The organism is Microcoleus sp. S13_C3 (genome assembly GCF_036700905.1).
Classification (GTDB): Bacteria; Cyanobacteriota; Cyanobacteriia; order Cyanobacteriales; family Microcoleaceae; genus Microcoleus.
In genome coordinates, this window is sequence record NZ_JAUBPT010000088.1 from 19637 (window position 1) to 34576 (window position 14940).

The following is a 14940-nucleotide window of genomic DNA, read 5'->3' on the forward strand; positions in this document are numbered from 1 at the left end:
TGATACGACTGGAGCAAATCTAAAATCTAAAATCTAAAATTTAAAATCGCCTGATGTTTCGCGATCGAGAACTTTCACAACTTTGTTATACATATCCTCAGCTTCTTGCTGCGAATTGCCAATACTCGTCACTCCCAATTTGCCAAACTCAGACAAACAACCCATTAAATGAAACACACTGCCCGTCTCAGTACCGCTGTCAAAGTGCAGTTGATTGTCAGCAATAATATCCATCAAATCGTTCGGTAATAATCCCCGATAGCGCTCTTTTTTCAAATTGTCCGAAGCGACATAATATTTTGGACGGCCCTGCTGGCTGTAAAATAATCCTGTCGAACGTTCGTAGCGACCGTTTGTTAACAGCTTCAAAGCCATAAACGGATGAGTTGTGCCTCCTTTACGTAAGTTAATTTCTATTGCTTGAATATCCCATTTCCCATCGGATTGCTTTACAGCCAGAAAATCTACTCCAAATCTCTCTAAAGCACCTTTTTTAGCTAAGTTTTGCCCGACTTTCCATCCCAATTCTTGCAACGCCAGCCGATAAGATTCGTCCGCAGGAAATCGGCAACCTAAGAAAATTTGACCGTCTGGACCTCCTAAAATCTGGTCGTGAGTGGAGAGAATTTCTACTTCGCCACTGGGAATAATTCTGCCTTGAACGCTGGGGGAGAACTTTTCTTCTCCTTCGATAAATGCTTCGGCAATTGCCCCTAATTCTGGAATGCGGCTGCTAAAATTTTCCCAGGTTTCGCCCGTTGCTTGAAAGCGCAAATTATGGAAGTGCTCGCCAATTGCCTTCGCTCTTTCTGTAGGTGCTTTACTCGCCAGGGAACGCAGATCGAGAATTGCATTTCCTTCCCCCGAAAAACCTTCATTTAACTTAATTACGATCCGTTGCAAATGCGGCTGCCTCGCCCACAAATCCGCCGCAGCTTCCGCTAAATCTTCCGCATTCCAAACCAACTCAGAACCGTCAGGATAAGGCACGCCACATTCTTGGAAAATTTGCCTGCTGCCGCTTTTTGTTCCCCAGTATAACAGATCCGGATCGCTGGCCCACAAAGGAATCCCCAATTGAACAGATAACTCCCGTTCTAAGGGCGTCGAGTTATAACAAACCATATAAGATTTTGTCGGCCGCACTGCTTGACGAATGCGCTCCATCAAGCGGGGGCGCTCTAAAATTTTCTGGGTGAGGGATTTGGCAGAAGCATCGTAAGCACTGAACAGCAAAAGCCGATCGCGCGCGTGAGAAAACGGAATTCCCGGCAGCAATTGCAGGTAATAATCCACAATCATCGGGTGCAAGGGTTCCGAGGTAATATAAATTAAGCGCGTGTGGGGATTTCGCAGCCGAATTAATGAAAATAAATGCCGCTCTTCGTAGTGGTAAGCACCCTCTACTTTCTGCATTTCTTGCTGATCTAAGCTGACAGAAGGAATGATAATAATGTCACAATCTCCGCTGTCGAATTCTTCTATCGCTCGCCAACGTTCGCGTAATTCTGTCTGAAGATTGCGAAACTTCTGCGCGGATTCCGAAGATGAATTATTTAACTCTTGCATTGCTTTTTATCCTAAGTATTCAAATAATTATTGCTGATGATGTCGGGTGTGTCAGCCCAGATAAGTAGGGACACCGCACGCCAGCCCTTCTTCGTGTCAATAAACACGTTAAACCCAGTCAGAGAATCCGGTTTGACTATTAAGCCTAGATCCCCCCTAGCCCCCCTTCTTAAGGGGGGAACCGGAAATGGCTCAAAGTCAACCCCTACTCCCCAACAATCAGGGGGATTTAGGGGGATCTAGACTTAGCGTAAAAACGAGATTTCTCAGGGGTTTCAGGCTTAAGTTGACACTCCTTGGGCAATGCCCTATCCCTACAGCGTCGGAGACGGCACGGTGCGGTATCCCTACAAATGCTCGCGTACAATCTATCTGTATCGCTATCACTACTTTTGGGAACTGGTTTCAGAAGCTCGCCGCGCTCGAAAAAGTCTGGCATACTGCAAAATTGGCTCTAAGCGGCGTTGATTTTGCTTGAGTGCCGATCGCAATTTTTCCGAAGGGTGGAACACCAGGGGAGCCGAATATTTGTTCAGCATCTCGATTTCTGGCGACTCGCTCATCAGCATCAGCCGCACGTCTTTGTCGAGCAAATAACTCAGAGAAAGCAAATCTCCCATGTTCGTAAAATCGATGCCGCGATCATCGCTAATTACAATTGTATCTTTAATCGAGCGGTTAGCTATTGCCTCTTTGTTAATATTTCTCGCAACTTCTGCATTAAAATAGCTCGAGTCTTTGCTCCACCAAGTATCAGAAACAGCGCTGACAGTACAGGATGCTACACTTGCTGTAAATACCAAGGCTAAAATGACTTGCCAAAACCGCTGCTGATTTTTCACGTTACTGGCGAGCAAGTAAGCAACTGCTAGCTGCACTCCCGGAAAGCAGGAAATCAGATAGCGGCTGACGGCCGAACGTTTGCCGCCTAGGATTATATCCGGTAAAGCCAAAAGCAAAAAAGGTACAAAAATTGATGTTACAATAAACAGCCAAGTTGAGATGCTAGTCCGGCGGCATATTTGGTAAAGGGCTACCGCAATTAACAGCAAAAAAGGCAATCTCAGCAGATAAATCCAGATATTTTTAGAGCTCGATTCGATGTCAAAAAATAAAGCTGTAAAGGTGAGCATCCACATTCTGAGAAGATACAGCCAGCCAGGAGACACTCGCGTCCAATCTGTCGTAGCTGAGATACGTTTCAGGTGTGTTGCCATGACGTAAATCCACGGACTATACAATACTAAACCTGCTGTTATTGCTAAAAAAAATTGAGAAGTAGTTAAGTTCCCTCGCAATTCTCTTTTGTTGACAAACAGCCAGTAAGAAATGATAAAAAATCCGTGTCCGATGAGTGTTAAACCGAAGAAAGGGTGAGTGTAGAAACCGATTGCGATCGCCAGCGAGTAACACGCCCAATTTTGCCAAGCCCGCAATCGCACTGCTCTCAGCAGCAGCCAACTGCTGCCAATAACTGTGGCTGTTAGCAAACTGTACTGCCTTGCTGTCTGAGCAAACAATATATCAAAGGGTGATAAAGCCAACAGTGCTGTTGCGAATAACGCCGTCAAATTCGATGCGAAAAGTTCCTGAGCTAAAGCGTACATCAAAGGCAGCGACAGCAAACTCAATAGTGCTGGCAAACTGCGGGAGGCTGTTAGAGAACTGCCAAATTCCTGCATCCACCAACGAGCCATGAGAAAGTATAAAGGCGGATGCTGCGCGTCTTCTAGTGCTAAAGAACGAATTGTATCTGCTTCTGTACTTCCCGGTTTAATCCGCTGATATTTTTGCAATTCTGGTGCGGGAACAATCCGGTTTTGGAATAGTTCGTCGTTAATGTCTTGGCGGGTGAAACCAGCGACGCGCATTGATGTGTAAGTTTCGTCGTGCCAGTACAGTTTGCGATCGATCTCAAAAAACCGAAATCCGATACCTAGTAAAATGCCGATCGCCAATAAGTTCATCAGCCAGCGGGAATTTTTGGTATTAACAGATGTGTCTTGATGTGTTGTAGATCCCATGCTTGTCCTAATTGTGGCGATTACTTGTTACCAGGCTCTGCCTGGTAACACAGATCCGGAGGCTCTGCCTCCAATTTTAATGTCAGCTTTTCGAGGCAGAGCCTCTGGACATCGGTTCCCAGACAGAGCCTGGGAACCAGTTAAAGCCGCACTCCGAGAGCGATCAATACCCCGTACATACCCCAACAGACGATCATTCTACCCTCTGCCGGATGCCGAATACCTTCTAGATTAGAGGCTGCTGAAAGCTGGCTCAGGCTGAACCACCCCAAAATCAAGAATCTTCAACCAAATGCTCCCAGAACCTCCAGACCCCAAAAATAACTGCTAACATACGTGTTGTACAGTTAATCAACAAGCTCCGCAAGGGGTCTACCTGCGTACCGCAAATGGCAAAAAAAGAAGCGTCTATAAAAACTTCCACTGAAAACTCAGAAAAGCAAAAAGCTCTAACTTCCGTACTTTCCCAAATCGAGCGCAGCTTTGGCAAAGGGGCGATCGTCCGATTGGGAGACTCCACTCGCATGAGGGTAGAAACCATTCCCACCGGAGCCCTGACACTGGACATTGCTTTGGGAGGCGGTTTGCCAAAAGGCCGAGTTATTGAAATTTACGGCCCGGAAAGTTCCGGTAAAACAACTCTAGCTCTCCACGCGATCGCCGAAGTCCAAAAATCCGGCGGTATCGCAGCCTTCGTGGATGCCGAACACGCCCTCGATCCCACCTACGCCTCAGCTTTAGGCGTCGATATTGAAAATCTCTTAGTTTCCCAGCCGGATACCGGCGAAATGGCCCTAGAAATCGTCGATCAACTCGTCCGTTCCGTCGCCGTCGATATCGTAGTAATTGACTCCGTAGCCGCCCTCGTCCCCCGCGCCGAAATCGAAGGCGACATGGGCGACTCCCACATGGGTTTGCAAGCGCGTTTGATGAGTCAAGCTTTGCGGAAAATCACCGGCAACATCGGCAAATCCGGCTGTACCGTCATTTTCCTCAACCAATTGCGGCAAAAAATCGGCATAACTTACGGCAACCCGGAAACAACAACCGGCGGTAACGCACTCAAGTTCTACGCCAGCGTGCGGCTTGACATTCGCCGCATTCAAAGCTTGAAAAAAGGTACAGAAGAATACGGCAACCGCACGAAAGTTAAAGTTGCTAAAAATAAAGTTGCTCCGCCTTTCCGTATTGCCGAATTTGACATTGTATTTGGCAAAGGCATTTCTACTTTAGGCTGTCTGACTGACTTGGCCGACGAAATGGGAGTAATCATCAAAAAAGGTTCTTGGTATAGCTACAACGGAGAGAACATAGCTCAAGGACGAGACAAAGTGATCCAGCACATGGAGAAAAACATCGATTTCAAAAATGAAATTGAGGAGCTAGTTAAAAAGAAACTTGAGACTGGTGCTCTGGTTTCTGCTAATTCTGTCGCTCCTATTGAGGTAGATGATGTAGATGATGTAGATGATGTAGATAATGTAGATGATGTAGATGAGGTAGAAGATTTGGACGAAGAAATCTAAGTTTTTTAGTCCTCAATTATTACTCGTTTACTGGTTGTTTACTCGTTACTTTCGTTCTTTGCCAAAGTAACGCTCAACAGCGACAAGCGAGCCTCGAATTTAATTTTCGCTCGGCTTCGGCTCGCTTGTCGCTTACATGGGTTAAGAGGCACAGCCAGTCAACAAGTAAACCAGTAATACCGTCATCACTAGACGGGACGCGGAGGATGCCGTGGTTATGTCGCTAGAGTTCTTTAATAGTTTGCTGGAAACAGTTCATTTACTTAAATCTCCCGCCAATGCTGCCCATTTGGAGCGTTCTATTGCTCAGTTTAAGCAGGGGAAAGTGGTGGAGCGAAATTTGTTGGATGACTAGAAAGTTAGCATGGACGGATGAGGCTTGGGGCGATTATTTATATTGGCAAGGGCAAGATAAGAAAACGTTAAAACGAATTAACAAGCTAATTGAGGCAACAATCCGATTGCCGTTTGAGGGGTTCGGAAAGCCAGAACCACTGAGGGAGAATCTGGCGGGAGCCTCTCATATTTGTAAAAATACTTCTCCTGGCTCCTTCCTTCTGCCTACTGCCTCAAAACTCCTATTTCTAGCTTGGCTGCTTTCATTGAGATTCTCCCTATTTACGAACACTTATTCAGGCATAGAAACTGGCTGAACGTATTGAGAATTAGCGCGCACATAACAGCCTTGTCTTGTCAGCAACCAGGGTTGACCGTTCGCCATCGTAATCGCATTTGCTCCCCTGAGTTCAGCAGCAACTGTATCTTGATCCGCACGGTAAACTTGTTGAATTGCTCCGTTTGCGGTCTGGCGGCAGTTGAGTTGTCCATCTCGCGAGGTGACTCGCCAAGCAGGCCAAGTTACAAAACCATTTGTTGGACTCGACCAAGTATTAGCATTGCTAGAAGTATAGTCGCCGCTTGCATTAGGGCGCGGTAAAGCTTCGACTAAATTTACTTTAAATGTCTGGCCAATAGAAGGACAATTTTCTCCGGATTTCACCTTCCAAGTAACTTCGGCTCCCAATTGGCTGCTGCTTCCCACTTGACGCCTGACAATGGCAATATCTCCAGAACAAACAATTTTTCGGCCAGGGCCGGTCGCACTGTCTTTGAAAGTCCCGTTGTAATAGTAAGAGCCTGCTGCTCCTTCGGAACGGGTAATTTGAATATTGCCCAAAAATTCCCGATTGCCTACTTTGGTTAAGTAAAAACCGCTGCGATTGTTTCCTTTTTCTGACAAGTTTAAAGTAGTTTTACCGTTAGGATTAACATAAGTGGTAGCGCTAGCAGCAGCGCACCAAATCAATGACACAACTCCTGTGGATAACAAAATGGAAATTTTTTTCACAGCAACACCTTGTATGAATCTCTACTTTATTTGTAGCTGTTGGTGAAGATATTTGACCAGTCGCTCAAATGAGTGACACTCATTTGAGCGGCATTCTAACGACATAGGGGCAATCGCCCATGATGACCACGACAAATTCGGCAACCACGGGGGATTGGCACTACTGCGTAATTCCTAAACATCAACTCTGGATAACTTCACCTTACTTCACCTCCCTTCAACTCTCTTCACTTGTATGCACGTGCATCACGAGGCCTGCAAGCTTCAACTTCGGACTCATTGCAGGTTCCAATAATTAGCAGCAGAATAAATTTATATACGTAAGTAAGGGAGTTCCAGTCACCGCTAAATACTGTGGATTTTACGGGTACTTCCCGGTGGGTCAAGTTGCGATTACAAACACTAGGGCGATTTTTACAGGTAGCTGATTTCAAATCTAAGAATGCTTGTAAAGAAATGTAAAAGCTCCTGAAACCCCATTGCTGTGACAGAAAGTACGATTTTTAAGCTGAGTCGGTAAAAAAAGTCGTCTTGATTCAGCGCAAAAATGAACTTGACAAACACAAATTAATTTGCTCGAAACTTAAATCATTGTTGCAGGGAGAATAAATTATGGCTGACGGTCAATTAGGAGTTATATTAAAAATGGCTCAAACAATTAATCCTCAAATTGAGAGCGATCGACATTTTGAAATAGACTTGGAGAAATTGCGCCAACTGCCAGCAGGAACATTAGGGTGTGAAGTGGCGCAATTTCTAGACGAACAAGGCTTTGAGCCGATCGCATCGGGAGACTGGATTCAGCGAAACCACGACGTTTAACCGGTGCTGACTGGTCTTTCAGCTTCAACAGAAGATGAATTTATACTTCAAGCGTTTACTCGCGCTCAAGTATTTCGTCCTTCTTGTGCGATTTTAGTGTTAGTTGGACTGATCGGTGGGTCAAGTTGCGCGATCGGACAAATTATCAAAGGCTTAAAACATGGAAAATTAGCCACTCGGCTAATTAATTGGGACGTTGCATCTGATTGGGAAACTCCTTTATCTGAAGTTCGAGAAAAACTCGGAATTCAATCATTCATTGATTAGATTTAAACTCCTTACCTCATTGGAAAAGTATGCAAAGCATAAGTTACAAAGCGGAAATTAGCCTGAGTCCACGCGAAAGAGCGATCGCGCAATTAATAGCCCAAGGCCTGCCAAACAAATGTATTGCCAAAAATTTAAATATCAGTCACTGGACGGTTGCTACTTACGTGAGGCGGATTTTTATCAAACTCGGTGTTTGTTCCAGAACTGCGATGATTGCACTGCTGATCCAAGAAAATTTGCTCTGGGACTAATAAATAAGTAGGGTGCGTCAGATATTAGGAACGGGCAAGATGCCCGTTCCACAAAAATTCAATCTTCTTGTGGAACGGGCATCTTGCCCGTTCTTATGTGCAAGCGTTACTTTTTTTCTATGCCACAGCCACAGAACCAGAAGAATTTCTCAGAAAACTCAGCAATTCTCGATTCACCGTTTGCGGCGCTTCCTGCTGAATCCAGTGGCCGCAGTGAGGAACTAATTTCAACTTAAACGGAGCCGTAATTAATCTGTCTAAACCTTCTACAAGTTTGTGGCTCAAAAACGCATCATCTTCTCCCCAAAGCACCAAAGTAGGCACTGTCACAGGTTCTAATTTCTGCCCCAAATTCCAAAGCCTCTGCGGATGAAACATTTGCCGGTAATAATTGATAGCGGCGGCTAATACTCCCGGCTTTTCTAAAGCAGTCTGATAAATCTTAGTTTCCTCAGCGCTAAAAGATCCTTTGCGAACAGCTTGTCCTTGGAAAACATTGTGAACAAAATCTTTCAAGTTTTGCCGGATCAACAATTCTGGAATGCCCGGAACCTGAAATGCCAAAACGTACCAACTGCGGCGGATTTGATCTAAATTGCTCGCCATTTCCTGCATGAATCGCTGCGGGTGCGGAGCGTTTAAAATTGCCAAGCGGTTGAGTTGTTCGGGAAATTTTTGAGCTAAGTGCCACGCAATCGCCCCTCCCCAATCATGACCTACAACGTGAGCTTTTGTATAACCGAGGCTCGCAATCAAACCGCGAATATCGGCGCTTAGCGTATCCAAATCATAGCCACTTTCCGGCTTATCGGAATCGTTGTAGCCCCGCAAATCCGGCACTACCACCTTGAAATGACGCGCTAAAGCAGGGATTTGATGACGCCAAGAGTACCAAAACTCTGGAAACCCATGCAGGAGGAGAACAAGCTCGCCTTCTCCTTGAGAAACGCAGTGCAGGCGGATGTTGTTGGTTTCGACAAAGATGTGTTGCTGTTCGGAATCTAAAGAATTCATAGTGGGAAAGTTAGACTTATTTTCGGGAAGTACAGAACCCGCCGACTGGTAGCAGGCTAAAACGTCCCAATGGTGTTAATTTTTCTACTTTTATTGTAGCTGCTTTTCGATCCCCGCCGCTGCAATCTAATGAAACTTAAAACTTGTAGGGTTTTTGGGTGTCCTGTTTTTTAGGTGTAACTACTGAACTCAAGTTGCTCACCTTAAATGTATTGTTTTAACAGCGGCGCAGGCGATTCAATAATAGCACAATTTCGTCCGTTGCCGATCGCATTTTTGCAGTCGATAGGTCAGATTGATTGACAATAATGCTAAACACCAGCGGCTCGTAATTCGGAACTTCGATATATCCCGACAGCGCCGAAACTCCGCTCATAGTTCCTGTTTTTGCTTGCAAATTTACGCGGTTTGGTGTAATATTAAAGCGATTTTTCAAAGTGCCACTCTCGCCAGCGATCGGCAGTGACTGCCGGTAAATAGATGCCGCAGGTGAATTGGCCATAAATCTCAAAGTTTGCACCAAGGCTTCAGGGCTAATTAAATTGTGCCGAGACAAGCCGGAACCGTCGGCTAATATGTAGCTGTTTGGATTTACTCCTAATTGAGTTAAAACTGTTTTTAACTCTTTCAAACCCATTTCACCTGTATCCTCTTGTGGCACAGGCATCTTGCCTGTGAGTGTTTGTGGCAGGGGCATCTTGTCTGTAGCTTTTCCCAACAATCTCAATAAAACTTCTGCATAAAGATTGTTGCTTTCGCGATTAGTTTCTCTCACCAATTCCGCCAGCGGTGGCGATTCAACGCTCGCTAATTCTTGATTTAAATTGCGAGAGGCAGATGCAACTAAAGCCTGTTTAACAGGAATTCCCTCAGCCGCCAGGGCTTGCTGAAACTGCTGCAAAAAATTATTAGCGGGGTTGACAACTGCGACATAAGCTGATTCAGGTTCGCCACCAACTTTCAACTGTCCGCTCACTCGAATTATAGGTCGATCGAACTCCCGGCCAACTTCAATAAACTCGGATTCGTTTTGGGCGACTGTTACTGAATTGTTTTGAATTTGCCACTGATTTGCCAGCTTTGGTTCGGCAAAAGTAACTTTCAGAGGTTGCCCGATCGCCTGCGGAGACAAGAGAAGGTCGATCGCGTTTTGATTGAAAATTAAACTGTTAATCGGCGCTCCGTAGCCAGCTTGCGCGTCTTCCCATTCCCAATTCGGATTAACTGCACTGCCTTGAAAATAGCTGTCATCGCCAATCAACTGGTTAACTTGACTGATTCCCCGCTGCTTCAACTGCTGCGCCAAAGATTTCAACTGAGCCTCAGCAATGCTCGGATCTCCCCGGCCAGCAACGTACAAACTTCCATTTTCGCCGCTGTAAACCGATGTCTTAATCCGAAAATCTGCACCGAGTTTCTGCAAAGCAGCGGCTGTGGTTAGCAGCTTGGCATTTGATGCTGGAATAAAATATTTGGTGGCGTCGCGACTGTAGAGAGTAGTAGTAGAAGATAGAGGTTGAATCAAAATGCCCCAGCGCGATCTGCTAAATTCGGGACGGTTGGCGATCGCATCTACTTGCGCCCCCAATTCCCCAGGGCAAATATCCCCAGAAACCGCCGAAGTTTGAGCCGCAACCGCCGACGGACGCCCCAGAATTAGGACTAACAAACTAACCGCAATTCCTTGGATTTTCAAAGTGCAAGTTCCTTAACGATAACTATTAAAATTAGATACAGGAGATTCCACGTTTATGAAGAACACCCACCTATCAATCTATCCCCGCCGTAGGGACACGGCAATACCTATTAGTGTCAACTTAACGTAAAACCGATAGTCCGGCAGGGGTTAAAACCCTACATCAAAGCGAAAGTCTTCTCAACAGGACTCAGAAGAAAAATTTTAAACTCATTAGTCCTCTTTTAGAGGACTTTAGCTATGAGACAGGGAATTCATTCCCTGGCGGACTAGCGGGTGGGCGGGAGGACTGGCAGACTAAAAGCTTAAGTTGACACGCCTTGGGCTCTTGGAGTGTCCCTACTTCATAAAATTAGATGCGCCAGATATTGGAAGTTTCACTGAATCAAGTCAATATTAATAATAATAACGCGCATGAATTCTCGGATTGAACAGCGCCTCTACAGGTTTTCCCCCTTTGAGATGCTCTTCCATAATCAACGGTACATCACTAGGTTTAACTCGACAATACCAAATTTCGTCTGGGGTAACTCGCACCGTCGGGCCAGTGGTGCACTGTCCCTGACAACTACAGGCTTCCACTTTCACCCCTGCAACTTGTTGGGCTTCAAAAGCAGCTAGCACTGCTGCTGAACCATTTTTCAGGCAAGATTGATACTGGCAAACCAATACACAGCGCGCTTCTGGTTGGGAGTCTGGTTCTGTGGCTGGAGATTCTGGCATTGGTAAGGATTTATCCGCTCTTTAAGATATTTTAACAATCTTGTCAGGCCGATCGCTCGCCGGAGGGAGGCAAAGCGCAGAATTTTATAGCGCGATCGAAAAAAACAGCAAAATTCTGGCACTCAAACTTTTTCCTTCTTTACTACCTTCTAACGAATCCCTTCAGCAGAGCTGCCTTTCTTCAGTCTGTGTCACGCTTTCCCTATATGATCGATTTAGAGCAACAACTCAATCAACCGCTAATCATGCCAAAAACAGTAGCCGATGTAATGAGCCGCGACCCGATTTTGGCGCGACCCGAAATGCCCTTGAACGAAGCGATTAAAATTTTAGCCGATCGACGCATTAGCGGTCTTCCCGTCGTAGATGAGAATGACTTGTTGGTAGGAGTCATCTCCGAAACCGACTTGATGTGGCGGGAAACCGGCGTAACTCCGCCCGCTTATATCATGGTGCTCGACAGCGTGATTTATTTGGAAAATCCATCTCGTTATGAGCGAGAACTCCACAAGGCTTTAGGACAAACAGTAGGAGAAGCGATGAGTACAGAGCCAGTTACCATCGGGCCCGATCAATCTGTGCAAGAAGCTGCCAAACTGATGCACGATCGCAGCATCCACCGATTGCCAGTGGTCGATTCGGCGGGCAAAGTAATAGGCATCCTCACTAGGGGAGATATTATCCGCTCGATGGCTGCCGAATCTTAAATTAACTGTTGCAGTTCCAGGAGTGTATCAGAAAATGAGTCGATCACTCCTTAAATCTCGCTTGCTTTTGGCAATTACCAATTACCAAATCTAAAATCTAAAATCTAAAATCTAAAATCCGATGAGCATTACCCCTGAGTCTGTCGAACAATTGCTGAATTCCGAGGATTTTGGCGAAAGACTGCGAGCAGTCAACCAACTGCGGCAACTAGAACCCGCGATCGCCTATAAACTGATTCAAATTGCGATCGGCGACAAAAACGTCCGGGTTCGCTACGCAGCAGTCAGCCAATTATCAACCCTCGGTACGCAGAATCTGCAGAACGCTTTAGAGGTACTGCGAAACAGCCTGAACAACGACCCCGAACCCGACGTGCAAGCAGCAGCAGCCGATGCTTTGGGCGCATTGAAATTAACCGATGCTTTAGAAGATTTGCAGCAAGTTTATAGCAGTACCTCTGAATGGCTGGTGCAACTAAGCATCGTCGCGGCTTTGGGAGAAATGGGAGATCCGAAAGCCTTTCCGATGTTAGAAAATGCCCTGACTTCTGAAAACGAATTGATCCAAACCATTGCCATCAGCGCATTAGGTGAATTGGGAGATAAACGCGCGCTGCCGCTGCTGCTTCCCTACGCTTCCAATGCAGATTGGCAGATCCGTTACAGAGTCGCCCAAGCTTTGGGGCGGTTGGGCGGTGCAGAAGCACAGACAGCTTTGGAAATTCTCGCCAAAGATGAGGTTGAGCAAGTTGCTCAGGAGGCTAAAGTCGGACAAGAAAATAGTTTGAAATCTTGAGATTGCTTTTGCGATCCGGAACAACCCTGCGCGGTTGTGAATTTTGAATTAATTTAGAATTTTTTGTGAGGATTCTACTAAAAACTTAGTTTGCGATCGCACACATAATTCAGAAACCCGGTTTCTTCCTATATTTGTCGTTCCTCTCTGCAAAAATCGTAGAAACCGGGTTTCTAGCCAGCCAGCCAGCGGGCTGGGTGCGCCGCGTAAACCATACTAATCAGGAAAAATCTAAAATCTAAAATCTAAAATCTAAAATTGTATTGATGCCACAGGCGATCGCAAATTCTTTTGAAACTCTCCTTCAAATCGAGCGTACTCTTCCCTTTTCCAATCAGAGCCAGCCTCTTGACATCCGCACTTTGACAACAGCTATAATCAAAATAAATACAGCAGCGGCAGGGATTAACACAGTTATTGAATTGTACCCAGCCAGCTAGCGATCGGGGAAACTATCGTTAAGAGGGTAAGTCATCTACCAGCAAAAAAAACTCTTAAAACTCTTGAACGTCCCCATGCTTGAACAACTACAAAATTCTGGTTATCAGTCCTCTGACATTTTAATAGGAGAGCGATCGGTCTCTCAAGTTGCACCAACTTCAACCACCAATCAAAACTTTATTAATAGAGTTTTAGAACTTACCAACATCGAACGCAGCAAATTGAGTTTGTCCGCGCTAACCTTAAATACTCAGTTACTAAATGCAGCGGCAAATCACAGCCAAAACATGGCACTGCAAGACTTCTTTTCCCATACCGGAAAAGATGGTTCGTCATTAGGAAGTCGGATTTCTGCAACGGGCTATCAATTCTCAGCGGCGGCAGAAAACATTGCTGCGGGCTCTTCTACACCCGAACAAGTTGTATCATCGTGGATGAACAGCAGCGGCCACCGCGCTAACATTCTTAACCCGAATATCAAAGAAATTGGGATTGGTTACTATTTCTTAGCCGACGATACTGGCACAGAAAATTGGAATCACTATTGGACGCAAGTTTTTGCGACTTCTCTTGACGGTAGTGTCAATCCCGCACCGACACCGACACCTACTCCCACACCGACTCCCACACCAAACACTATATCTATTACTTCGCCAATACCCAATGCTACAGGGGACGGCAGCGCGACACAAGCACCCAAAAATACAGCCACTGGCGGCAATTATTTCCTATCAGATAGTGCCGATACTCAAATACCGACAAATGCTGCGGGATTGCCAATTTTTGCCCTTTCCGGCAAAGACAATATCACGGGGGGAGAAGGTGCTGATAGCATTAATGGGATGCAAGGTGCGGATACAATTAATGGCGCAGGAGGGAATGACAGCTTATCCGGCGGCAAAGAATCCGATTTAATTGATGGCGGTGTTGGCAATGATTTTATCAGCGGCAACAATGATAACGATCGACTAATCGGATCTGACGGTAACAATACTATCCGTGGCGGAAAAGAAGATGATGTCTTGATTGGGGGTAACGGCGACGAGTTATTGGCGGGCGATCGCGGGCAAGATATTCTGACCGGCGGCGGCGGAAATGATACGTTTATCTTAGCAGGAGGTTTGTCTGCTGCGGGTACTTTAATTAGTGCGGATGTGATCGTCGATTTTGGGGCTGGGGATAAAATTGGTTTGACTGACGGTATCGGATTTGCAAATTTGACTTTTGAAGCTGTGAGTTTGCAGTTGGATGGAGGTGCAAGCGTCGCTTCTACGGCGATTAAGTCTGGCAGTAATTATTTGGGCATCGTGCAGGGTGTAAGTCAAAGTCAGCTTACATCTTCTGTTTTTGTCAACGCCTAAAAAACATCATATCCACATTCCCGACTCCTCCAAGAAGTCGGGAATATACAAACAAGAGCGCTTTACGTTGAATTTGGACAGGAAAATCAAGGGGGCTATTTTGAGAGACTGATTATTATAGTAATAATATCAAGTATTGCTACAAACTGCATCATTCATAAGAGGGATAACTATGAAAAAAGTAGCCGTGTTTGGCAACGCAGGAGGCGGTAAATCAACTCTCAGCAGGAGATTATCAGAAATCATTGGTTTGCCACTTTACGCCTTGGATAAGATTCAATATCAATCTGGGGGCGCTGAGGTTCCAAATGAAGAAAGTAGGTAGGCGTAAAAAAACCAAATCATGTTAAGATAAGTAAACACTCAAGATTTGATTTACAAAATCAACAAAT

Annotated in this window: 16 protein-coding genes; 10 read left to right on the forward strand and 6 right to left on the reverse strand. The window is 45.6% G+C overall.

All coding sequences use genetic code 11. The annotated features are described in order from the left end of the window. Positions 1-33: 33 nt before the first annotated feature. Together QUA16_RS22325 and QUA16_RS22330 are read right to left on the reverse strand one after the other, a co-directional pair. Positions 34-1569 carry a peptide ligase PGM1-related protein gene (locus QUA16_RS22325; RefSeq protein WP_333108265.1) on the reverse strand — a complete coding sequence of 512 codons (1536 nt, stop codon included), beginning with the start codon at positions 1567-1569 and terminating at the stop codon, positions 34-36. 386 nt (positions 1570-1955) lie between these two features. Next, positions 1956-3593 (reverse strand): glycosyltransferase family 39 protein, encoded by a 1638-nt coding sequence (locus tag QUA16_RS22330; RefSeq protein WP_333108266.1) that lies wholly within the window; start codon positions 3591-3593, stop codon positions 1956-1958. 389 nt (positions 3594-3982) lie between these two features. Between QUA16_RS22330 and recA the strand changes: the two genes are divergently transcribed. From recA to QUA16_RS22345, 3 genes are all read left to right on the forward strand, one after another. Beyond that, a complete protein-coding gene (gene recA / locus QUA16_RS22335) occupies positions 3983-5119 on the forward strand; it encodes a recombinase RecA (protein WP_333108267.1) in 1137 nt (378 codons plus the stop codon). A gap of 184 nt (positions 5120-5303) precedes the next feature. Next, the gene (locus QUA16_RS22340; protein WP_333108281.1) at positions 5304-5474 is read left to right on the forward strand and encodes a type II toxin-antitoxin system Phd/YefM family antitoxin; all 171 of its coding nucleotides are present in this window, start codon (positions 5304-5306) and stop codon (positions 5472-5474) included. Continuing rightward, positions 5467-5772 (forward strand): Txe/YoeB family addiction module toxin, encoded by a 306-nt coding sequence (locus QUA16_RS22345; protein ID WP_333108268.1) that lies wholly within the window; start codon positions 5467-5469, stop codon positions 5770-5772. Before QUA16_RS22340 ends, QUA16_RS22345 begins: the two co-directional genes overlap by 8 nt. On the opposite strand, the gene QUA16_RS22350 is transcribed toward QUA16_RS22345, so the two are convergent. Continuing rightward, entirely contained in the window at positions 5748-6467 is a 720-nt protein-coding gene (locus QUA16_RS22350) for a hypothetical protein (RefSeq protein ID WP_333108269.1), read from the reverse strand. The two genes, QUA16_RS22345 and QUA16_RS22350, sit on opposite strands and share 25 nt — an antisense overlap. Before the next feature lie 612 nt (positions 6468-7079). Here QUA16_RS22350 and QUA16_RS22355 point away from each other — a divergent pair. Genes QUA16_RS22355 through QUA16_RS22365 form a run of 3 tightly spaced genes read left to right on the forward strand, consistent with a single transcriptional unit; the run spans position 7080 to position 7810 of the window. Next, positions 7080-7289 (forward strand): hypothetical protein, encoded by a 210-nt coding sequence (locus QUA16_RS22355; protein WP_333108270.1) that lies wholly within the window; start codon positions 7080-7082, stop codon positions 7287-7289. Positions 7290-7292: 3 nt separating this feature from the next. Beyond that, complete coding sequence (locus QUA16_RS22360) at positions 7293-7556, forward strand: hypothetical protein (RefSeq protein WP_333108271.1); 264 nt, start codon at positions 7293-7295, stop codon at positions 7554-7556. A 29-nt stretch (positions 7557-7585) separates the two neighbouring features. Then, complete coding sequence (locus QUA16_RS22365; RefSeq protein WP_333108272.1) at positions 7586-7810, forward strand: helix-turn-helix transcriptional regulator; 225 nt, start codon at positions 7586-7588, stop codon at positions 7808-7810. Between the two features lie 117 nt (positions 7811-7927). Here the strand turns inward: QUA16_RS22365 and QUA16_RS22370 are convergent, their stop codons facing one another. The 3 genes from QUA16_RS22370 to QUA16_RS22380 form a co-directional block, all read right to left on the reverse strand. After that, positions 7928-8824 (reverse strand): alpha/beta hydrolase, encoded by an 897-nt coding sequence (locus tag QUA16_RS22370; RefSeq protein WP_333108273.1) that lies wholly within the window; start codon positions 8822-8824, stop codon positions 7928-7930. Between the two features lie 217 nt (positions 8825-9041). Beyond that, positions 9042-10514, reverse strand: a complete 1473-nt coding sequence (gene dacB / locus QUA16_RS22375; RefSeq protein WP_445252217.1) for a D-alanyl-D-alanine carboxypeptidase/D-alanyl-D-alanine endopeptidase — start codon at positions 10512-10514, stop codon at positions 9042-9044. A gap of 402 nt (positions 10515-10916) precedes the next feature. Then, positions 10917-11243 (reverse strand): (2Fe-2S) ferredoxin domain-containing protein, encoded by a 327-nt coding sequence (locus QUA16_RS22380; RefSeq protein ID WP_333108276.1) that lies wholly within the window; start codon positions 11241-11243, stop codon positions 10917-10919. 245 nt (positions 11244-11488) lie between these two features. On the opposite strand from QUA16_RS22380, the gene QUA16_RS22385 reads away from it, so the two are divergent. The 4 genes from QUA16_RS22385 (at position 11489) to QUA16_RS22400 (ending at position 14873) form a co-directional block, all read left to right on the forward strand. Then, positions 11489-11950 (forward strand): CBS domain-containing protein, encoded by a 462-nt coding sequence (locus QUA16_RS22385; protein ID WP_333181339.1) that lies wholly within the window; start codon positions 11489-11491, stop codon positions 11948-11950. A 121-nt stretch (positions 11951-12071) separates the two neighbouring features. Then, positions 12072-12746: a phycobilisome degradation protein NblB gene (gene nblB, locus QUA16_RS22390; RefSeq protein ID WP_333108278.1), complete on the forward strand. Its 675-nt coding sequence runs from the start codon at positions 12072-12074 to the stop codon at positions 12744-12746. 515 nt (positions 12747-13261) lie between these two features. Next, a complete protein-coding gene (locus QUA16_RS22395; protein ID WP_333108279.1) occupies positions 13262-14548 on the forward strand; it encodes a CAP domain-containing protein in 1287 nt (428 codons plus the stop codon). Positions 14549-14720: 172 nt separating this feature from the next. Further along, complete coding sequence (locus QUA16_RS22400) at positions 14721-14873, forward strand: hypothetical protein (RefSeq protein ID WP_333108280.1); 153 nt, start codon at positions 14721-14723, stop codon at positions 14871-14873. The last annotated feature ends 67 nt before the right edge of the window (positions 14874-14940 follow it).